General features: G+C 39.1%; 16 protein-coding genes. 11 read left to right on the forward strand and 5 right to left on the reverse strand.

The window, feature by feature from the left end; genetic code table 11:
• Window positions 1-43: 43 nt before the first annotated feature.
• The gene (locus tag ACK1JC_RS11910; protein WP_409512086.1) at window positions 44-652 is read right to left on the reverse strand and encodes a DUF2306 domain-containing protein; all 609 of its coding nucleotides are present in this window, start codon (window positions 650-652) and stop codon (window positions 44-46) included.
• A gap of 166 nt (window positions 653-818) precedes the next feature.
• Between ACK1JC_RS11910 and ACK1JC_RS11915 the strand changes: the two genes are divergently transcribed.
• The gene (locus tag ACK1JC_RS11915) at window positions 819-1,457 is read left to right on the forward strand and encodes a YARHG domain-containing protein (protein WP_409512116.1); all 639 of its coding nucleotides are present in this window, start codon (window positions 819-821) and stop codon (window positions 1,455-1,457) included.
• A gap of 51 nt (window positions 1,458-1,508) precedes the next feature.
• A complete protein-coding gene (locus tag ACK1JC_RS11920; RefSeq protein ID WP_409512087.1) occupies window positions 1,509-2,159 on the forward strand; it encodes a hypothetical protein in 651 nt (216 codons plus the stop codon).
• Between the two features lie 77 nt (window positions 2,160-2,236).
• Here ACK1JC_RS11920 and ACK1JC_RS11925 read toward each other — a convergent pair whose 3' ends face one another.
• Window positions 2,237-4,039, reverse strand: a complete 1,803-nt coding sequence (locus ACK1JC_RS11925) for an aminopeptidase P family protein (RefSeq protein WP_409512088.1) — start codon at window positions 4,037-4,039, stop codon at window positions 2,237-2,239.
• Window positions 4,040-4,136: 97 nt separating this feature from the next.
• The gene (gltA, locus tag ACK1JC_RS11930; protein ID WP_409512089.1) at window positions 4,137-5,411 is read right to left on the reverse strand and encodes a citrate synthase; all 1,275 of its coding nucleotides are present in this window, start codon (window positions 5,409-5,411) and stop codon (window positions 4,137-4,139) included.
• A 1,088-nt stretch (window positions 5,412-6,499) separates the two neighbouring features.
• On the opposite strand from gltA, the gene sdhC reads away from it, so the two are divergent.
• The 9 genes from sdhC (at window position 6,500) to sucD (ending at window position 18,279) form a co-directional block, all read left to right on the forward strand.
• On the forward strand, window positions 6,500-6,889 hold the full coding sequence (sdhC, locus tag ACK1JC_RS11935; RefSeq protein ID WP_409512090.1) for a succinate dehydrogenase, cytochrome b556 subunit: 390 nt from the start codon (window positions 6,500-6,502) through the stop codon (window positions 6,887-6,889).
• The gene (sdhD, locus tag ACK1JC_RS11940) at window positions 6,889-7,254 is read left to right on the forward strand and encodes a succinate dehydrogenase, hydrophobic membrane anchor protein (protein ID WP_409512091.1); all 366 of its coding nucleotides are present in this window, start codon (window positions 6,889-6,891) and stop codon (window positions 7,252-7,254) included. Before sdhC ends, sdhD begins: the two co-directional genes overlap by 1 nt.
• 12 nt (window positions 7,255-7,266) lie before the next feature.
• Window positions 7,267-9,165 carry a succinate dehydrogenase flavoprotein subunit gene (sdhA, locus tag ACK1JC_RS11945; RefSeq protein WP_409512092.1) on the forward strand — a complete coding sequence of 633 codons (1,899 nt, stop codon included), beginning with the start codon at window positions 7,267-7,269 and terminating at the stop codon, window positions 9,163-9,165.
• A 14-nt stretch (window positions 9,166-9,179) separates the two neighbouring features.
• Window positions 9,180-9,890 (forward strand): succinate dehydrogenase iron-sulfur subunit, encoded by a 711-nt coding sequence (locus tag ACK1JC_RS11950; RefSeq protein ID WP_409512093.1) that lies wholly within the window; start codon window positions 9,180-9,182, stop codon window positions 9,888-9,890.
• A 565-nt stretch (window positions 9,891-10,455) separates the two neighbouring features.
• The gene (locus tag ACK1JC_RS11955) at window positions 10,456-13,293 is read left to right on the forward strand and encodes a 2-oxoglutarate dehydrogenase E1 component (RefSeq protein WP_409512094.1); all 2,838 of its coding nucleotides are present in this window, start codon (window positions 10,456-10,458) and stop codon (window positions 13,291-13,293) included.
• A complete protein-coding gene (gene odhB / locus ACK1JC_RS11960) occupies window positions 13,293-14,507 on the forward strand; it encodes a 2-oxoglutarate dehydrogenase complex dihydrolipoyllysine-residue succinyltransferase (RefSeq protein WP_409512095.1) in 1,215 nt (404 codons plus the stop codon). Before ACK1JC_RS11955 ends, odhB begins: the two co-directional genes overlap by 1 nt.
• Window positions 14,508-14,606: 99 nt before the next feature.
• A complete protein-coding gene (gene lpdA, locus ACK1JC_RS11965; protein ID WP_409512096.1) occupies window positions 14,607-16,040 on the forward strand; it encodes a dihydrolipoyl dehydrogenase in 1,434 nt (477 codons plus the stop codon).
• Window positions 16,041-16,209: 169 nt separating this feature from the next.
• Entirely contained in the window at window positions 16,210-17,376 is a 1,167-nt protein-coding gene (sucC, locus tag ACK1JC_RS11970) for an ADP-forming succinate--CoA ligase subunit beta (protein ID WP_409512097.1), read from the forward strand.
• Between the two features lie 12 nt (window positions 17,377-17,388).
• Window positions 17,389-18,279, forward strand: a complete 891-nt coding sequence (sucD, locus tag ACK1JC_RS11975; RefSeq protein ID WP_409512098.1) for a succinate--CoA ligase subunit alpha — start codon at window positions 17,389-17,391, stop codon at window positions 18,277-18,279.
• 93 nt (window positions 18,280-18,372) lie between these two features.
• Here the strand turns inward: sucD and rsmD are convergent, their stop codons facing one another.
• Both rsmD and mrdA read right to left on the reverse strand, forming a co-directional pair.
• Window positions 18,373-18,921, reverse strand: a complete 549-nt coding sequence (gene rsmD / locus ACK1JC_RS11980; RefSeq protein WP_409512099.1) for a 16S rRNA (guanine(966)-N(2))-methyltransferase RsmD — start codon at window positions 18,919-18,921, stop codon at window positions 18,373-18,375.
• Window positions 18,921-20,963 carry a penicillin-binding protein 2 gene (gene mrdA / locus ACK1JC_RS11985; protein ID WP_409512100.1) on the reverse strand — a complete coding sequence of 681 codons (2,043 nt, stop codon included), beginning with the start codon at window positions 20,961-20,963 and terminating at the stop codon, window positions 18,921-18,923. The genes rsmD and mrdA overlap by 1 nt, the downstream gene beginning before the upstream one ends.
• Window positions 20,964-21,205: the final 242 nt, after the last annotated feature.

Here is a 21,205-nt window from a genome sequence, read left to right on the forward strand (position 1 = left end):
CAGTCTAAATTGATGTATAAAAACCTGAATTTATTTGGGTTTTTTATATGCTGATATTTGGTGTTGAATGGCGCATTTTTGAATGGTGCAGTTTCCAAATAATAATTTCTGCAAGACATAAATTAATTACCCAACCTAGCCATGATTCAAGCTGGTAAATGTGAATCGGTGTTAGCCATTCAAAATAGGGTTGCAGTTCATAGAGAAGCATTTTCCATGATCTTAAACTTAAGGCTGAAAGACTTAACGCAAAGCTACGGATCATCCAATCACGGTGTAAAATCCATTTTTCTTTCAATGCAAAATAGAGCGCCGATACGGTTGAAATTCCCCACAAAACACTGAGTAAAACAAAACTAATTTGTGTGCTTAAACCGCCTGCTGCTGAAAGAGCAAGGATAAATCCACTAGGTAGGGCGAAAGCTAAAATAGTGATGATATAAAGCCAACCACTGCTACGATGTAGTCTAGGAAATTTAGTTCGAAAAATACGGAAAAATTGTGTAAATCCTGCAATTAAGATAAAACTACTGGTGATAACATGGATTTTAAATGCAAATTGCCAAGGTTGAGTATTGACCACATCCTGTTTTAATAAAAGAAAATTTTGATCATCTTGCCACGGAAAGTATTGTAGACAGATCATTGCCATGAGATAACACAGATAAATATAGAGCAATAAAATCACAATTGTGAAATAAAACTTGGCTATTTTTTTTGTTATTTTAAACATAGTCTTTAGGTTTTATCATTTGTTAATGAAATCATTACAGGAAATTATAATGAAGAAAAAACATCAAATCTATGCTTTATCTTGTATGACCTTGTTGTTTTCGGATATGGCGACTGCGGAGGATATTAAGCAGTTTCAGCGCTCTTGGACAGGTTTATACGATGAGCGAAAAATATCTGTTTTTATTCAGTCTATTGATCAAAAACAAGTGAAAGGTTATAGCTTGCTTGGTGCAAATAAACAAAATTTTAGTGGTGCAGTCAAGGCAACGCCAAAAGGTTATAAAGTCACAGCCGTTGAAAGTGGCGCTAAAAATAGTAGTGGTACTTTTATTTTTACATTAAACAATCAGCAACCAAATTTGATTGATGTCAGTTGGGAGTCTGCGACAGGACAAGTGAAGCCAAAATATTTTGATTTAAAGCCACAACAATGTCGTTATCAAAAAAATGAAGGGGATTATCCTGAAGCATCTCAACGATTATTGAAAGATGCTGATTTACAGATGTCACCTGAGGCTTTGGACTACATGCGAAATGAAATCTATGCCCGTCATGGTTATTCTTTTACCAATAAAGAATGGGCGCAGTCTTTTGCACATTTAGAATGGTATATGCCCTGTAGTACCAATGTTGATGTTCAATTGACGAGTATTGAAAAGACCAATATTGATCGTATAAAGAAAATTCAACCGTATATGTCAAAAATGGAGTGGGGTCGTTAAGTCTTTTATCATTGACTTAACGTAGATTTAACTCAAAATTGAGCATGTAGAATGAAAATTTTATTTAAATTATTAATGTTAAGTGTTTTATTCACATTTCCTATTTCAAGCGGTTTTGCTTCTGTCCCTAAAGTTCAAGAGATTATTGATCAATTGATCAATTTAGATGATTCACAGGCGACACCTTCAAAAGCCATTTTGGTTGATCATACACAAGCTGTAACTTTACGTTCAGGTGAGCATGCTTATTTGTCAGGTGTTTCTTTTGAAAATGCAGGACGTAATTTTTGGGCAGGCTATATTTTAACAAGACCGACATTAAAACAGTCAAAAATTTTGGCTGATTTCGGTGGTCAATCGAATACCTTTAAAGTCTATTCCGCATTGAGTCAAACTCAACCTGTGCAATTGGTTGAAATAGAATCGGCAGGTTCAGGGCAAGGTATATTGAGTAGTACTTTGGATTTGGTTTATTTTGATGGATGGAATGCAAAAGTAATTGCTACAGTAAATTCTAATGATGATCCCGGTCGTTATAACGAACAACTCGGTGAGGAGGATTGTCGAACGGGTGAAATTATTGAAGGAAAAATTGATGTTTCATTGGTGCGTAAAGAAGTAATTAAGACTGTTCAATCATCCAATGCATGTAAAAATGCTAAAAAGACAACGAAGATCGAAAAAATTAAAATTTTGATGTAATCGTTTTATAGATATTTGATCCATAAAAAGCACTTCATTTTATAGCGAAGTGCTTTTTATGTTTTATAGGAACGGGATTAAATCGCTTGAGTATTTTCAATTAACCAATTAAGCACTTTACCTTGTAGATGAGGAGCTAATCGTTCACGAACAGTTTGATGATATTCATTCAACCAAGTTATCTCGCTTTCAGTCATCAACTCTAAAGCAATACAGCTTTGATTGATCGGGCAAAGGGTCAAAGTTTCAAATTCTAAAAATTCTCCATAGGTTGAGTTTGTAAACTTTTTAGCTTGATTGACCACTAAGTTTTCAATTCGGATACCATATTTTCCTTCGTGATATAAGCCTGGCTCATTGGATGTGATCATACCTTCACGCATTTTTGTTTGTGGTAGGGTGGGTGCATAGTATGAAATAACTTGTGGTCCTTCATGTACATTCAGAGCAAAGCCGACACCGTGACCTGTTCCATGACGATAATCAAGTCCATATTTCCATAAGGTTTGGCGTGTAATGGCATCAAGTAAAGGTGAAGCTATACCTTCAGGGAATACCGTTTGTGCAAGTGCAATATGGCATTTTAAAACAAGAGTATAATCACGTTTTTGCTCGGTGCTTGGCGTACCAATTGGAATAACTCGGGTAATATCTGTTGTCCCATCATGATATTGCGCACCTGAATCAATGAGTAATAAACCATCACCTTGAATTTGACTATAACTGTCTTTAGTTGCACGGTAGTGTGGCAAAGCACCATTGGCATTGAAGCCTGCAATGGTTGAAAAACTTAAACCGATAAAACCAACTTGTTCTGCACGAAAGGCAGTAATTTTTTCATCAATGGTCAGTTCATTGATGGGGTGATTTTGTGTGAGAGCGGTTTCTAACCAATAAAAAAAATGACTCAGCGCAACGCCATCTTTAGTCATAGCATTGCGAATGTGTGTAATTTCAGTAGCATGTTTGCGTGATTTAAATAAAGTACTAGGATTGATATCCTGCACAAGCTGATTATTTTTTTGAATGCTTTGTGTATGTAAAATAGATACTTTCGCAGGATCAATTAAGACATGTTGTTGTGAAAGTTGGCTTAAAAAAAATTCGGTCTGTGTATAAGGTAAAACTGTAATTTGATCTTGTGTTAAAAGTTGGTGTAGTTCCTTGGAGAGTTTTATATCATCAATAAAAAGAACCGTACGTGATGTATCTATAAATAAATGTGCAAGAAAAACAGGATTATATTCTACATCTTGTCCACGACAGTTGAGAATCCACGCAATATCATCAAGTGCTGAAATGAAGTGCGCTGATGCATTTTTTGTATTTAATGTTGAGCGAATGAGCGATAGTTTTTCTAAACGTGTTTGTGCATTTAAGCCATTCGCCATTTGCCAAACTACCTCTTGGGGTAAAGCAGGTCGGTCTGTCCAAATTTCATTGATGATGTCAAAAGGGGTTTGAATTGTAAATTGGTGTTGTTGAGCAATTTGATTGAGTGCTTCAAATTGTTGTACAGAAAGCGTTTGTCCATTGACTGAAATCGTGGCATGTAGAGGCAGGTTTTGAGCGAGCCAAGCTAGATGTGTCGATGCTGGCTCAGTGGTTTGTTTTTGTAAAACAAAACCTGTATTTTCAAGTTGTTGCTCTGCTTGCACCCAATAACGACCATCGACCCAAAGCCCTGCAAAATCTTGCGTGACCACCACTATGCCTACCGAGCCAGTGAAACCTGTGAGCCACAGTCGAACTTGCCAATACTCAGGTAAATACTCGGACATGTGCGGATCTGCACTCATTGCAATAAAGGCGTCAAGATCGTGCTGTTGCATCTGTGTTCTTAAGTCATTCAAACGTTGTTGAGCAATCATCGGATTCATGGTTTTACACTTAATTGTATTTAAATTATATTTTTAACTTAGCATAAAAAAACCACCCAAAAGGGTGGTTTCTTGTTCAGTCTAAACGCGTAACGAATTAACGTTGGATATCGCGTTGAGTTTCACCCGTATAAAGCTGACGAGGACGGCCAATTTTGTAAGCTGTGCTGTGCATTTCTAACCAATGGCTGATCCAACCAACAGTACGTGCAAGCGCGAAGATTACAGTAAACATTGCAGTCGGGATACCAATCGCTTTAAGGATGATACCTGAGTAGAAGTCTACGTTAGGGTATAAATTACGTTTGATGAAGTATTCGTCAGAAAGTGCAATGCGTTCAAGTTCCATAGCAAGTTCAAGCTGTGGATCGTTGATACCAAGTGCAGTTAGCACTTCGTCACAAGTTTCTTTCATTACTTTCGCACGTGGATCGAAGTTTTTATAAACTCGGTGACCGAAGCCCATAAGTTTAACTTCTTTAGTTTTTACTTTTTCCATGAAGTCAGCAACGTTTTCTTTCGTGCCGATTTCATCAAGCATTTTAAGAACAGCTTCGTTCGCGCCACCATGAGCAGGTCCCCAAAGTGCAGCAATACCCGCAGCGATACATGCATATGGGTTAGCGCCAGTAGAACCAGCTAAACGTACTGTAGACGTCGATGCATTTTGTTCGTGGTCAGCATGAAGTGTAAAGATACGATCCATTGCTTTAGCAAGAATAGGGTCAACTTTGTAATCGCGATCTGCTGGAGTAGCAAACATCATATACAAGAAGTTTTCTGCGTAGCTTAAGTCGTTACGTGGGTAAACAAACGGTTGACCGATTGTATATTTGTAAGTCCAAGCAGCTAGCGTAGGAATCTTAGCAACCAAGCGGATTGCAGTGATTTCACGGTGATCAACATTTTCAACGTCAAAACCGTTGTGATAGAACGCAGATAATGCACCAACAACACCACACATCACCGCCATTGGGTGAGCATCACGACGGAAACCATTGAAGAAACGGCTAACTTGGTCGTGAACCATAGTGTGGTTACGTACTTTAGCGTCAAATTCAACTTTTTGTTCAGCAGTAGGAAGTTCGCCATTTAAAAGTAAATAGCAAGTTTCTAAATAGTCTGCTTGAGTCGCCAACTGAGCAATCGGGTAGCCACGGTGTAAAAGAACACCTGCGTTGCCATCGATGAATGTGATTTTAGATTCACATGCAGCTGTCGCCATAAAACCAGGATCAAAAGTAAAGTGACCTGCGGCCAACACATCTTTAACGTCGATTACATCTGGGCCCAATGTACCACTGTAAATTGGTAATTCAATTGCTTTGCCATCAAGTTGTAATACGGCTTTTTTGCCAGTTGCTTCAGACATTCAATAGATCTCCTGTCCTGGTGAATGTTTTATCCAATCTGTTTATCATTTTCTAATGCACAGACTGAATGGATCAAAAATTGCTATAAGCTTAGTGAGTACTGAAATTTTGTCAATTATACTTATGGATGAAAAGTAACGATCGCACAGAGGCTTAGTTAAAAAAATCGAAGTAAATTGGATTCAGCATTTTCGCTTCGGTCAGTATAATAAGGTAATTTGAACAAGAGGTGCAGAAAAATAATTACAATAGCGCATAGCTAAATGACAGTTTTTACCAATACTACAGCTTAATTGTAAAATTTTATTGGAAAATAAAAACAGCTAAAACTATATATATTTCATTGCTTACCAATATTATGTAATGACAACAGAATGAAAAATAATCATCCAAGATATTGAAATATTTGTTTTCATTTTAATGCCTATTTGATTAAAAAATAGCAATAATAATTAAAATATTGATTAAAAATAAAACAATAGGTGCGCAAGAAAGAGAGTCCTTAGTATAAATAAAGTACTTGATATTACAAATTTAGTTGTGAATTAGATCAATAATTTTTGCTAAGTGTTTCATTCTAAAATAAAGACTAAAGTTAAATAATGTAAAATTGATATTCGTTATTTTAAAATAAAATAATGGTGCTATATAGTTAAAGAAAATAGTTGCATTTGTTTTAAGCAGTAGAAGCTATATTGATAAGCAATATTCATATTTAAAATATTGATGGACAATCATGTCCGTTATGTTGTGCTTTAGTCTAAATTTAATGCATATTATTTCAAATATTAAATTGATTATTTTATTTCGTGTAATTTGATATAAAGTAATAAAAAACAAATAAATAGAGTTGTGTTAAGAATATGATTATAATGTTTGAAAGAGTCGAATGTTGTAAATGATTCTTATTTGATGATTTTTTCACTGAAATGCTAAAGAGCATTGTTTGTATTTTGATAATTCAAGTCTTATAATTCAGTGTCGTTTAAAAGTTCAGGCAAGATCATTTGTCTGACAATATGCTAGCTTTCCTTCGAATTAATTCCAACAAACTCCGGATGGAGTTTTTACTTACAGGATGCCCGCTGTGAAAAGCAACAGACCTGTCAATTTGTCCATGGGTCAAGTTTTAGACGTAAACTTAAAATCCCCTGTGGCTATTGCATCAATTCTACACCGTCTTTCAGGTGTTATCGTATTTTTACTCGTACCGGTACTTTTGTGGCTATTAGACAAGTCTTTGTCTTCTCCAGAAGGTTTTGCGCAAGTTCAGGCAATCTTTGGTGGCTTCATTGTGCGTTTCATCGTATGGGTGTTTGTAGCCGGTTTACTATTCCATTTCATTATGGGTATTAAACACTTGTTTGCTGATCTTGGTTTTGCAGAAGAACTAGAGAGCGGTCGCTTGGCAGCTACTATCGCATTAATCTTGGCTGTGATCGCTGTTATCGCATCATTTGTATGGATTGTTCTCTAATGAAAAGTGCTACAGGTTTAACGGGTTCAGGCTCTCGTGACTGGTATATCCAGCGCGTAAGTGCTGTTGTACTTGCTGTTTATACTGTTGTGATTTTAGGTTGGGTCCTATGCAATAGTGGTTTCGGCTATGAACAGTGGCATGGCTTTATGATGACGACGCCAATGAAGATTTTATCTTTATTGTCAGTCTTATCTCTTGTTGCGCATGCTTGGATTGGTATGTGGCAAGTATTCACTGATTATGTAACGACTCGTTCAATGGGTCCTTCAGCATCAGGCTTACGCCTTGTACTTACTACAGCAGTGATTCTTGCTGTATTTGCATATGCAATTTGGGCGATCCAGATTTTTTGGGCGAATTGATAGGAAATAATCATGGGCGCTATAACCCCTAAAGAAGATTACACAAATATTCCACATGAAACTTTCGATGCAGTCATCGTAGGTGGTGGTGGTTCGGGTATGCGTGCTTCTTACCAACTTGCTCAAGCTGGTTTGAAAGTTGCTGTACTGACTAAAGTATTCCCAACACGTTCTCATACTGTGGCAGCACAGGGTGGTATTGGTGCATCTCTTGGTAATATGCAAGAAGATAATTGGCACTACCATTTCTATGACACGGTTAAAGGTTCAGATTGGTTAGGCGACCAAGACGCGATCGAGTTCATGACGCGTGAAGCACCTCAAGTTGTTTATGAACTTGAACACATGGGTATGCCATTTGACCGTAATGCTGATGGTACAATTTATCAGCGTCCTTTCGGTGGTCATGCTGCTAACTATGGTGAAAAGCCAGTTCCGCGTGCATGTGCTGCTGCTGACCGTACAGGTCACGCACTTCTTCATACGCTTTATCAAAGCAACGTGAAAATGGGTACACAATTCTTCGTAGAATGGATCGCTCTTGATCTTATTCGTAACGAGGCAGGCGATGTGCTTGGCGTAACGGCAATCGACCAAGAAACGGGTAAAATTGCAGTATTCCAAGGTAAAGCAACATTGTTTGCAACTGGTGGCGCGGGTCGTGTTTACCGTGCATCAACCAATGCGTATATCAATACGGGTGATGGTCTTGGTATGGCCGCTCGTGCAGGTATTCCATTACAAGATATGGAATTCTGGCAGTTCCACCCAACAGGTGTGGCAGGTTCAGGCGTATTGTTGACAGAAGGCTGTCGTGGCGAAGGCGCAATCCTTCGTAACAAAGATGGCGAACCGTTTATGGAACGCTATGCACCTACGTTAAAAGATTTGGCACCACGTGACTTCGTATCTCGTTCAATGGACCAAGAAATCAAAGAAGGTCGTGGTTGTGGTCCTAAAGGTGATTATATCTTACTTGATATGACTCACTTGGGTGCTGATACGATTATGAAACGTCTTCCATCTGTATTTGAGATTGGTAAGAAATTTGCAAACGTAGATATTACGAAAGTGGCTATTCCTGTGGTACCAACAATCCATTACCAAATGGGTGGTATTCCAACGAATATTCATGGTCAGGTTGTGCTTCCTGAAGGTGCTGAAACTCAAGCATTTGATGCAAATTACAATAAAGAAACAGGCGTGTATTCACACAATGGTGGCGAACGTAACTTCGTTAAACCTGTAAAAGGTTTCTATGCAATTGGTGAATGTTCTTGCGTATCTGTACATGGTGCAAACCGTTTAGGTACAAACTCACTCCTTGATTTGGTTGTATTTGGTAAAGCTGCTGGTGAACACATCATCGATTACGTGACTAAACACCACGGTGATGAATACACACCACTGCCAACAACTGTTCTTGAGAACACTATGAAACGTATTGCTCATCTTGATGACTCTACTTCAGGTGAAAATGCACAAGAAGTTGCTGATGCAATTCGTGATATCGTTCAAGATCATGCAGGTGTATTCCGTACTCAAGCATTACTTGACGAGGGTGTGAAGCAAATTCTTGCGATCGAACCGCGTGTACGTAACATTCACTTAAAAGACAAATCTAAAGTATTCAATACTGCACGTATTGAAGCATTAGAAGTTGAAAATATTTACGAAGTGGCAAAAGCAACGTTGATTTCAGCTGCTGCTCGTAAAGAATGTCGTGGTGCACATACAGTTGTAGATTACGAATTGTCTCCAGATCATGCAGATTATCCATATGGTCGCCGTGATGATGAGTGGATGAAGCATACATTGTGGTTCTCTTCTGATAATCATTTAGAGTACAAGCCTGTACGCTATAAGCCATTAAAAGTTGATCCAATTCCACCTAAACCACGTACATTCTAATTGGGAGAAATAAGATGAGTAGAGGTACACGTACATTCGAAATCTACCGCTATGATCCTGATAAGGATAAAGCACCGTACATGCAAACTTTTAAACTTGAATTGACTGATAAGCACCGTATGTTGCTTGATGCACTTCTTGCTTTAAAAGTGGAAGACGAATCTTTGACTTTCCGTCGTTCATGCCGTGAAGGAATCTGTGGTTCTGATGGTGTAAATATTAACGGTAAAAATGGTCTTGCTTGTTTAGTGAACTTAAACGATTTACCAGAAAAAATCGTGATTCGTCCACTTCCAGGTTTGCCAGTGGTTAAAGATTTAGTTGTGGATATGAATCAGTTCTACGATCAGTATGACAAAATTCAACCATTCCTAATCAATAATCAACCTGCGCCACCTAAAGAGCGTTTACAGTCTCCAGAAGATCGTGAGCATTTAGATGGTTTGTATGAGTGTATTCTTTGTGCATGTTGTTCAACATCATGTCCATCATTCTGGTGGAATCCTGATAAATTCTTAGGTCCGTCTGCATTGTTAAATGCATACCGTTTTATTATCGATTCACGTGATACAGCAACTCAAGATCGTTTATCTCGTCTTGACGACCCGTTCTCGTTGTTCCGTTGTAAAGGTATTATGAACTGTGTATCAGTTTGCCCTAAAGGTCTAAACCCAACAAAAGCGATCGGTCACATCCGTAGCATGTTGCTTGATCAAGCAGGTTAATATCTGAGAAGGGGCGCACGCCGAAAAGGTGTGCGCCCCTTTTTTTATATGTAATTTTATTGGTTTTTTCAAGATCAGACTTGAAAGTTGAAGAAATGACGTCATATGCTAAACTATATTTTGGTACATGTATTTCGCTGTGTTATAGGTGGTATGTGTCAAAAAAATCAATTCAACATGGAGTTCATGTTAGCATTTAACAAATTGCTCTATTTATCAAAATCGAACGGGAAAAATGTACATTTTATCAACACATAAAGTCATTTGAAGCGTTTATAAATAGTTTTAAAGTTGTTTTAGAAAAGTTAAATCGATGATTTTATTTTTCTAAGCCGATTTGCAAAAAAAATTGCTCGATTTAATCGAGTATGGAAAATGAGTGATGATGCCAATGAAGGCGTTATGATTCATTGAATGCATTGAAAAGTTTCAATGCATAAAATTCTTTTTGATGATTGAAATCAAAAAGGGTGAATGTCAATTTACCAATTTGGCATGATCAATCATGGGTGTGCTTAAAAAGAGCATCCTGTAATGTTTTTGCAATAGGAAAATGGGTCCACAAATGCAAGAAGTTGCTGACGCATTGCGTCTTGACACTGAACTTTCAGCTGATAGTGCAGCGTATATTGAAGAGCTTTACGAACAATATCTAGCTTCTCCAACATCTGTTGGTGATGACTGGAGAGAATACTTTGATAAATTTCCAAAAGGTGATCAGCCTCACGGAAATATCCGTGAACAGTTCTTATTATTAGGTCGAAATTCAAATCGTGTTCAACCTGTTGTTCAGAGCGAAGTCAGTACTGAACATGAACGTCGTCAGATTGGTGTTTTGCAACTTATTGCGGCTTATCGTAACCGTGGGCATCAAAAAGCAAAACTTGATCCATTAGGTCTTGCGAAACGTGAAGATGTACCTGATCTTGATCTTGCAACACACGGTTTAACTAAATCTGATCTTGATACTGTATTTAATGCAGGTAATCTTGCGATTGGTAAAGCTGAAGCAACGTTAGGTGAAATGGTTAACGCAATGGAGGCAACATATTGTGCTTCTGTTGGTGTTGAGTATATGCATATTGTTGATACTAAAGAAAAACGTTGGATTCAGCAGCGCTTAGAAAGTGCACGTGGTCAATTTGGTTTTTCAGCAGATCAGAAAAAGCATGTACTTGAACGTTTGACTGCTGCTGAAGGTCTTGAAAAATTCCTTGGTAATAAATACGTTGGTGCAAAACGCTTTGGTGTGGAAGGTGGTGAATCTTTCATTCCTATGGTGAATGAACTAATTCAACGTGCAGGTTCTGTAGGTTGTAAAGAAGTTGTGATTGGGATGCCACACCGTGGTCGTCTAAACCTTCTTGTTAATATTATGGGTAAAAACCCAGCAGATCTTTTTGGTGAATTTGAAGGTAAATCAATTCATAAAAAAGGTTCTGGTGACGTTAAGTACCATCAAGGTTTCTCATCTAACGTGATGACTCCAGGTGGCGAAGTTCACTTGGCATTGGCATTTAATCCATCGCATCTTGAAATCGTTGGACCTGTTGTAGAAGGTTCGGTACGCGCACGTCAAGTACGTCGTAAAGATATTGGTGGTGATGACGTATTGCCAGTCATCGTTCATGGTGATGCAGCATTTGCAGGTCAAGGCGTAAACCAAGAAACATTCCAGATGTCACAGACTCGTGGTTACACAGTCGGTGGTACAGTTCATATTGTTGTGAACAACCAAGTTGGTTTTACAACATCTGATCCACGTGATGCACGCTCTACAGAATACTGTACTGACATTGCAAAAATGATTCAGGCGCCAATTTTCCATGTGAATGGTGATGATCCTGAATCTGTATTGTTTGTTGCTCAACTTGCACATGATTTCCGTCATACATTCCGTAAAGACGTTGTGATTGACATGTTCTGCTACCGTCGTCGTGGTCACAACGAAGCTGATGAACCTGCTGCAACACAGCCAATGATGTATCAAGTCATCAGTAAAAAAGCGACTACACGTACATTATATGCAGACCAATTGGTTCAGCAAAATGTACTTGATCGTGCTGCTGCTGATGCAATGGTTGAGCAATACCGTGAAGACCTTGAAGCAGGTCGTCATGTTGCCAATGCACTTGTTCTTGAACCAAACGAAAAAATGTTTGTCGATTGGACACCATATTTGGGTCATGAATATACAGACAAATGGGATACAACATTCCCAATCGAACGCTTAAAAGAACTTGGTCGTAAAATGCGTGAGTTGCCTGAAGGCTTCGTGATGCAACGTCAGGTTTCTAAAGTAATTGATGATCGTCTGAAAATGCAGACAGGCGAAATGCCATTAAACTGGGGTGCTGCAGAAGTTTTAGCTTATGCATCAATTCTTGATGATGGTTACTTGGTTCGTTTAACAGGTGAAGACGTAGGTCGTGGTACATTCTCACACCGTCATGCGAAACTTCATAACCAAGCAGATGGTTCAGTTTATATTCCATTATGTAACTTGAAAGAAAACCAACCACGTACTGCAATTTATGACTCCTTGTTGTCAGAAATGGCAGTATTGGCATTTGAATATGGTTATGCGACTACATTGCCAAAAAGCTTGGTAATTTGGGAAGCTCAGTTCGGTGACTTTGCAAACTGTGCACAGGTTGTGATCGATCAGTTCATTTCATCAGGTGAAACGAAGTGGGAACGTGTGTGTGGTTTAACACTTCTTCTTCCACATGGTTTTGAAGGTCAAGGTCCAGAGCATTCATCTGCACGTCTTGAGCGTTTCCTTCAGTTGTGTGCTGAAGAAAACATGCAAGTGATCACGCCGACTACACCTGCACAGATTTATCATGCAATGCGTCGTCAAGCACTTCGTCCAATTCGTAAACCAATGATCGTGACTTCACCGAAGTCATTGCTTCGTCACAAGCTTGCGACATCAACTTTAGATGAACTTGCAAATGGTACATTCCAAACTGTGATTGATGAAGTGGATCAAATCAATAAAGCAGACGTAACTCGTCTTGTACTTTGTGGTGGAAAGGTTTATTACGATTTACTTGAAAAACGTCGTGAGCAAAATCTTAACATTGCAATTGTACGTGTTGAACAATTGTACCCGTACCCAGAACAACGTCTTGCGGAAGTTCTTGAATCTTATCCAAACATCAAAGAGTTGGTATGGTGTCAAGAAGAGCCGAAGAATCAAGGCGCATGGTTATTCATTGCTCCTCGTTTATATGAAGGCGTAATGGCTTCTGGTCAACATATTAAAATTAGCTATGCAGGTCGTGAAGCTTCTGCTGCACCTGCATGTGGCTCACCTTACTTGCATGCAAAACAACAAGCTCAGCTGGTACAAGACGCATTAGCGATCGTAGCTGATCAATCAGGAGAATCTAAATAATGGCAACCGAAATTAAAGCACCGGTATTTCCAGAATCAGTTGCTGACGGAACAATTGCAACTTGGCACAAACAACCGGGTGAAGCTGTTGCACGTGACGAAGTGATCTGCGATATCGAAACAGATAAAGTTGTTTTGGAAGTTGTTGCTCCTGCTGACGGTACAATCTCTGTCATTATTAAAAATGAAGGCGATACTGTTTTATCAAGCGAAGTGATTGCTCAATTTGAAGAAGGTGCTGTTTCTGGCGCAGCTGCAACTGAAGCAGTTCAATCTGAAGCGCAAGTTGAACAAGCTGCTGCTGTAACAGAGGCGGGTGCAGCACCTGTGGTTGAGCGTACTCAAGTTGCTGATCAAGCACCTGCTGTACGTAAAGCATTGTCTGAAACAGGTATTGCTGCATCTGATGTTGATGGTACTGGTCGTGGTGGTCGTATCACGAAAGAAGATGTTGCAAATCATCAAACTAAACCAGCAGCTGTTGCTGCAACACCATTAAGTGTTGCTGTAGGCGAACGTATCGAAAAACGTGTTCCTATGACTCGTCTTCGTAAACGTGTTGCTGAACGTCTTCTTGCTGCTACGCAAAACACAGCAATGTTGACAACGTTCAACGAAGTGAACATGAAACCTATCATGGACATGCGTGCGCAGTTTAAAGATGCATTTGAGAAGCGTCATGGTGCGCGTCTTGGCTTCATGTCATTCTTCGTTAAAGCTGCAACTGAAGCACTTAAGCGTTACCCAGCTGTAAACGCTTCAATTGATGGTGAAGATATCGTTTATCACGGTTTCTATGACATCGGTGTGGCTGTTTCTTCTGAGCGTGGCTTGGTTGTTCCTGTACTTCGTGATACTGATCGCATGAACTATGCTGAAGTTGAAAACGGTATCCGTGCATATGCTGCTAAAGCACGTGACGGTAAGTTAGGCATCGAAGATATGACTGGTGGTACATTCACCATCACTAATGGTGGTACTTTCGGTTCATTGCTTTCAACACCTATTTTAAACACGCCACAAACTGCGATTTTGGGTATGCATAAAATCCAAGAACGTCCAATGGCTGTAAATGGTCAAGTTGAAATTTTGCCAATGATGTACTTGGCATTGTCTTATGATCACCGTTTAATCGATGGTAAAGAAGCTGTAGGTTTCCTTGTAGCAATCAAAGAATTGTTAGAAGAGCCTGCTCGTCTTATCCTTGATCTTTAATTTATTCAGCATAAATCTCCCCTAACCCCTCTTTATCAAAGAGGGGAATCTGCCCCCTTTATCAAAGGGGGATTTAAGGGGGATTGTTTGGAGATACAAATGTCTCAATTTGATTTAGTTGTAATTGGTGGTGGACCAGGTGGTTATGAAGCAGCCATTCGTGCGGCTCAGCTTGGTTTTAAAGTTGCGTGTATTGAAAAACGTGTACATAAAGGTAAGCCATCTTTAGGTGGTACATGCTTAAACGTGGGTTGTATTCCGTCTAAAGCATTGCTTGATTCTTCTCACCGTTATGAAGATACAGTTCATCACCTTGATGATCATGGTATTACAACAGGTGAAGTGAAGTTTGATCTTGCAAAAATCATTGCACGTAAAGATAAAGTTGTAGATCAATTGACTGGTGGTGTTGCTCAATTACTTAAAGGTAATGGGATTGAGTGGCTACAAGGTACGGGTAAATTACTTGCAGGTAAAAAAGTAGAATTCACTCCACTTGATGAAGGTGCTGTACAAGTTCTAGAACCTAAGTATGTAATTCTTGCATCAGGTTCGATTCCTGTAAATATTCCTGTAGCTTCAGTTGATGAAGATTTAATTGTTGATTCTACGGGTGCTTTAGAGTTCCTTGAAGTACCTAAACGCCTTGGTGTGATTGGTGCAGGTGTAATTGGTCTTGAACTTGGTTCGGTATGGCGTCGTCTTGGTTCTGAAGTTGTTGTATTTGAAGCAACAGATTCATTCTTGCCAATGGCTGACAAAGCACTTGCAAAAGAATATCAAAAAATCTTGACTAAACAAGGTCTTGATATTCGTTTGAATGCAAAAGTTGCAGGTACTGAAATTAACGGTCGTGAAGTGACTGTTCAATTTAACCATGCAGGCGAAGACAAAACTCAAACTTTCGATAAATTGATTGTTTGTGTGGGTCGTAAAGCTTATGCAGAAGGTTTATTGGCTGCAGATTCTGGCATTAAATTGACTGAACGTGGTTTAGTTGATGTGAATGATCAATGCTTAACATCTGTTGAAGGTGTTTATGCGATTGGTGACTTGGTACGTGGTCCAATGCTTGCGCATAAAGCAATGGAAGAAGGCGTAATGGCGGTTGAGCGTATTCACGGTCATGCTGCGCAAGTGAACTATGACACAATCATTTCAGTGATCTATACACATCCTGAAGCGGCTTGGGTTGGTTTGACAGAAGAGCAAGCAAAAGAAAAAGGTCATACTGTTAAAACAGGTCAATTCCCATTTGCGGTGAATGGTCGTGCTTTAGCTGCTGGTGAATCTGCTGGTTTTGTAAAATTCGTTGCAGATGAACAGACTGACCGTCTTTTAGGTATGCATGTGATTGGTCCTGGTGCTTCTGATATCGTTCACCAAGGAATGATCGCACTTGAGTTTGTATCTTCTGTAGAAGACTTACAATTAATGACATTTGGTCATCCGACGTATTCTGAAGTGGTTCACGAAGCGGCTCTAGCTGTTGATGGTCGTGCAATTCACGCTATTCAGCGTAAGCGTAAATAAGATAAAAAGAGAGCGGTTTAGGCCGCTCTTTTTTATAATGATGGTTGTAATTATTTGAACAATCATCTAAAAGTATAAGAACTAATTTTAATAATTGTCGTGATTTGGTGTGATGGAAGACCAATGAGTGATGAGTAATAACAACGTGAAAAGTAGTAAAAGGTAAAAAATGAATTTACATGAGTATCAAGCCAAAGCGCTGTTAAAAAAATATGGTATGCCTGTTCAAGAAGGTATTTTGATTACAACACCTGAAGAAGCTGCTTCTGCATTTAACCAAATTGGTGGCAAATTTGCGGTGATGAAAGCGCAAGTACATGCGGGTGGTCGTGGTAAGGCTGGTGGTGTAAAAGTTGTAAAATCTGCCGATGAAGCCGCTGAATATGCAAAAAATCTATTGGGTACGCGTTTAGTGACGTATCAAACAGATGCTAATGGGCAGCCTGTAAATAGTATTTTGGTCTGTGAAGATGTTTATCCCGTAGAACGTGAGTTGTATTTAGGGGCTGTGGTAGATCGTTCTAGCCGTCGTGTGACCTTTATGGCATCAACTGAAGGTGGCGTGGAAATCGAAAAAGTTGCCGAAGAAACTCCTGAAAAAATTATTAAAGTTGAAGTTGATCCATTAGTTGGTTTACTTCCTTTTCAAGCACGTGATGTAGCATTCCAATTGGGCTTAAAAGACAAACAAATTGCTCAATTTGTGACAATCATGTCAGGTGCATATAAAGCATTTATTGAAAATGATTTTGCATTATTTGAAATTAATCCATTGTCTGTACGTGAAAATGGCGACATTCTTTGTGTCGATGCAAAAGTTGGTATTGATTCTAATGCTCTGTATCGTTTACCTGAAATCGCAGCAATGCGTGATAAGTCACAGGAAAATGAGCGTGAATTGAAAGCCTCTGAATTTGATCTGAACTATGTTGCACTAGAAGGTAATATTGGTTGTATGGTTAATGGTGCTGGTCTTGCAATGGCAACCATGGATATTATTAAATTGTACGGTGGTCAGCCTGCAAACTTTCTTGATGTCGGTGGTGGTGCAACCAAAGAGCGTGTGATTGAAGCATTTAAAATTATTTTGTCTGATACGTCTGTAAAAGGTGTATTGATTAATATTTTTGGTGGAATTGTACGTTGTGACATGATTGCTGAGGCAATTATTGCAGCGATTCAGGAAGTCAATGTAACTGTACCTGTTGTTGTTCGCTTGGAAGGGAATAATGCTGAGCTAGGTGCAAAAATCCTTGATGAATCAGGTTTGAAATTAACTTCTGCGAGTGGTCTATCGGATGCTGCAGAAAAAATCGTTGCTGCGGTAAAAGCTTAAGGGGTATCAATCATGAGCGTATTAATTAATAAAAACACAAAAGTATTGGTACAAGGCTTTACAGGTAAAAATGGTACTTTTCATTCTGAACAAGCTTTAGCTTATGGTACAAAGGTTGTGGGAGGAGTAACACCAGGTAAAGGTGGTCAAAATCATATTGGTTTACCTGTATTTAATACCATGAAAGAAGCTGTACGTGAGACACAAGCAGATGCTTCGGTGATCTATGTACCAGCACCATTTGTATTGGATTCAATTGTGGAAGCTGTAGATTCTGGTGTGGGTTTAATTGTTGTGATTACTGAAGGTGTACCCACAATTGATATGCTAAAAGCAAAACGTTACCTTGAAACTTACGGTAACGGTGTGCGTCTAGTGGGACCAAATTGTCCAGGTGTGATTACACCAGGTGAATGTAAAATTGGTATTATGCCAGGTCATATTCATCAACCTGGTAAAATTGGGATTATTTCACGTTCTGGTACATTAACTTATGAAGCTGTTGCACAAACAACAAAACTGGGTTTAGGTCAGTCAACGTGTATTGGTATTGGTGGTGATCCAATTCCAGGTATGAATCAAATTGATTGTTTGAAATTGTTCCAAGAAGACCCACAAACAGAAGCAATCATTATGATTGGTGAAATTGGTGGTACTGCAGAAGAAGAAGCGGCAGAGTATATTCAATCAGATGTGACGAAGCCTGTGATTGGTTATATTGCAGGTGTGACTGCGCCGAAAGGTAAGCGTATGGGACATGCGGGTGCAATTATCTCAGGTGGTAAAGGTACTGCCGACGAAAAATTTGCTGCATTTGAAAAAGCAGGTATGGCATATACACGTAGTCCTGCAGAATTGGGCTCAACGATGCTTCAAGTGTTAAAAGAGAAAGGTCTTGCTTAAGCTAAGCCAAGATTAAAAAAAGGAGACCTTATTGGACTCCTTTTTTTATGCTCATTTAAGATGTGTATTTTATTGGGTAAATATACGCTTATTTTAAGCTTGTTTTTGATAAAGCCCTGCACGGACTGCACCTGCTTTGGTTTCTTTCATAAGAACCCAATTGCTCGGTAAAACTAATTTTGATAAATAACAATCTGCTTCAACATAAATATAAGCCTCATTTTTAATGAGAGGATCAGCCTTTTCAGCAAGCTCTTGCCATAAATTTAAACCATAGGGCGGGTCAAGAAAGACTACATCAAACTGAGTATTTAACCCAACTAATGCTTGTTGTGCAGTCATCACTTTGAGTTGGCAGTTTTCTGCTTTGAGTAGACGAATATTGTCTTTTAAAAATTGGGCTTGATTTGAATTGGGTTCAATCATTGTGACGTGCGCTGCACCACGCGATAAAGCTTCAAAACTTAAAGCACCTGAACCGGTACATAAGTCGAGTACTTGTGCATTTTGAATATCCCACATTAACCAATTGAACAGTGTTTCACGAACTCTGTCAGGGGTAGGACGTAATCCGTCAACACTCGCAAAAGGAAGCATACGACGCTTCCATTCACCACCAATAATGCGTAATTGATTTTTCACTATTCAGTTATATCCGCTTGATTTGCTGTATGGTTTGTATTTTGAGAGGGCTGTTGTACAGTATTTTGTGTTGTACTTTGAGCCGGTTTAGACCTATTTACTGTATTTGGATTGGTTGATGTATTTGTTTCATCACTTGCTAATTCACCGGGTTTAATTCCCGCAGTCATTAGACCGCCACTGATTTGATGATTCTGTGGTAAGAGTGGATTTTTCTTACGAGTTAATAACCAATAATCAAAGATAGGGCGGGCAAGTTGTGCGGCTGAGCCACCATGTTTACCATTTTCCCAAATGACAGAAATTGCGATTTCAGGGTTCTCCGCAGGTGCAAAACCAACAAAAAGACCGTGATCGAGCTGACGTTCAGTCAGTAATGATTCATTATAGCGTTTACCTTGCGCAATACTTTTAACCTGTGCTGTTCCTGTCTTTCCTGCAATTTGGTACATAGGTGTACGAATACCACGTCCAGTACCAGATTGAATCACATCGACCATTGCATCACGCATTTTTACCCAGTCAGCATCTGTGCCACTAAAGTTAATTTTCCCTGTAGGCGCATTAATAATTTTGTGTTCTTTTGCGCCTTTGGTTGCACGTAATACATGTGGTGTAACATGTGCACCATGATTGGCTGTAATAGCTGTTGCCATTGCCAGCTGAAGTGGTGTTGCAGTAAATGCACCTTGACCAATACTGACTGAAATCGTTTCACCTTTGAGCCACTTGGTTTTACGAGTACGCATTTTCCATTCTTGGCTCGGATATAAGCCTTCACTTTCACTCGGTAAATCTACGCCTGTTTTAGCACCAAAGCCAAACTGACGCATCCAATCATTCATACGATCGATACCAAGCTGATAAGCAAGAATATAGAAGTAAGTATCACAGGAGATCACAATAGATTTGTGCATGTTGACACTACCATGCCCAGTTTTTTTCCAGTCACGGAACTTGTGTGAATCACCTGGTAAATGGAAATAACCTGGATCTGAAATTGCGGTATTCCAATCTACAGTTTTATAATGAATACCGCCCAAGGCTTCCATTGGTTTAATGGTTGAACCCGGTGGGTAAGAGCCTTGAACAGCACGGTTATATAAAGGCTGATCTAGATTGTCACGTAAAGCGCTATAGTCTGCATGCCCAATACCCGTCACAAAAAGATTTGGGTTAAAACTTGGACTTGAAACTAAGGCTAAAATTTCACCTGTACGTGGGTCAATTGCAACAATTGCACCACGACGTCCTGCGAGTTGTTCTGACGCAATCGACTGTAGACCGTAATCAAGGGAAAGATATAAGTCATTGCCACGAGTAGATTCTTTACGTCCGAGATGACGTAAGATATTACCGTGTGCATCGGCTTCAATGGATTCATACCCTGGAAAACCATGTAGTAGATCTTCATAAGATTTTTCTACGCCAATTTTACCAATCAGATTTGTACCTGCGTAACTGTCTTTATCAATACTTTTTAATTCTTTATCGTTGATACGACCGACATATCCAATGACATGGGCAAATAATTCACCATGTGGATAATAACGTGTCATTTGAGTTTCAATTTCCACCCCTGGAAATTGAAACTTCACCTCACTGAAACGAGCAATATCTTGTTCAGTCAAATTGAGTTTTAGCGTGACACGTTCAGTTTTACGTGATGCTTTTACACGGCTATTAAAACCATCGATATCATCTTCGGTCAAATTGATAATAGGCGTTAAACGCTTTACGGTATCATCCATGTCCTCAATATCTGCTTTACTGAGTGTTGCGGTAAATACAGGATAATTGTCTGCAAGTAAAATCCCATTACGGTCATAAATATAACCTCGCGCAGGGGCAGTCGGTTGCAAACGAATTCGATTTTTATCTGAGGCTTCAGTAAATTCTTGATGATGGAAAACCTGAAGATATGCATAACGTGCCACAAGCAGCAACAAGAAAAAACTCACAATTCCAATAGAGACAAAAACTCGACTGCGGAAAATACGCTTTTCTTGCTGAACATTTTTAAGTGGAAACTGCTGCTTCATACGTGGTCGGCTTATTTAAAACGGATTGATGGGGGATAGGCAAGGCGCAATATTTTACCCTAGAATGTATAGATTAAACGTTAAAAATTGAAAAAAATACAATTGATGACTTGGCTGACTATAGCTTAATTTGACCTTGTAGACAGTAATTTTCCCCTCATCAGTATATGAGCAAAGCAATAATTCTGTTAAAGTCAAAAAATTAAGGATAATTAGATTAGATTTGCCCGGAAAAATAGGGA

This window comes from Acinetobacter sp. TY2, from assembly GCF_046269225.1.
Lineage (GTDB): Bacteria > Pseudomonadota > Gammaproteobacteria > Pseudomonadales > Moraxellaceae > Acinetobacter.

Bases quoted from the DNA above. Each gene is read 5' to 3' on its own strand.
- ACK1JC_RS11910 (WP_409512086.1), bottom strand. From the start codon at position 652: ATGGCAATGATCTGTCTACAATACTTTCCGTGGCAAGATGATCAAAAT.
- ACK1JC_RS11915 (WP_409512116.1), top strand. From the start codon at position 819: ATGACCTTGTTGTTTTCGGATATGGCGACTGCGGAGGATATTAAGCAG.
- ACK1JC_RS11920 (WP_409512087.1), top strand. From the start codon at position 1,509: ATGAAAATTTTATTTAAATTATTAATGTTAAGTGTTTTATTCACATTT.
- ACK1JC_RS11925 (WP_409512088.1), bottom strand. From the start codon at position 4,039: ATGAATCCGATGATTGCTCAACAACGTTTGAATGACTTAAGAACACAG.
- gltA (WP_409512089.1), bottom strand. From the start codon at position 5,411: ATGTCTGAAGCAACTGGCAAAAAAGCCGTATTACAACTTGATGGCAAA.
- sdhD (WP_409512091.1), top strand. From the start codon at position 6,889: ATGAAAAGTGCTACAGGTTTAACGGGTTCAGGCTCTCGTGACTGGTAT.
- sdhA (WP_409512092.1), top strand. From the start codon at position 7,267: ATGGGCGCTATAACCCCTAAAGAAGATTACACAAATATTCCACATGAA.
- ACK1JC_RS11950 (WP_409512093.1), top strand. From the start codon at position 9,180: ATGAGTAGAGGTACACGTACATTCGAAATCTACCGCTATGATCCTGAT.
- ACK1JC_RS11955 (WP_409512094.1), top strand. From the start codon at position 10,456: ATGCAAGAAGTTGCTGACGCATTGCGTCTTGACACTGAACTTTCAGCT.
- odhB (WP_409512095.1), top strand. From the start codon at position 13,293: ATGGCAACCGAAATTAAAGCACCGGTATTTCCAGAATCAGTTGCTGAC.
- lpdA (WP_409512096.1), top strand. From the start codon at position 14,607: ATGTCTCAATTTGATTTAGTTGTAATTGGTGGTGGACCAGGTGGTTAT.
- sucC (WP_409512097.1), top strand. From the start codon at position 16,210: ATGAATTTACATGAGTATCAAGCCAAAGCGCTGTTAAAAAAATATGGT.
- sucD (WP_409512098.1), top strand. From the start codon at position 17,389: ATGAGCGTATTAATTAATAAAAACACAAAAGTATTGGTACAAGGCTTT.
- mrdA (WP_409512100.1), bottom strand. From the start codon at position 20,963: ATGAAGCAGCAGTTTCCACTTAAAAATGTTCAGCAAGAAAAGCGTATT.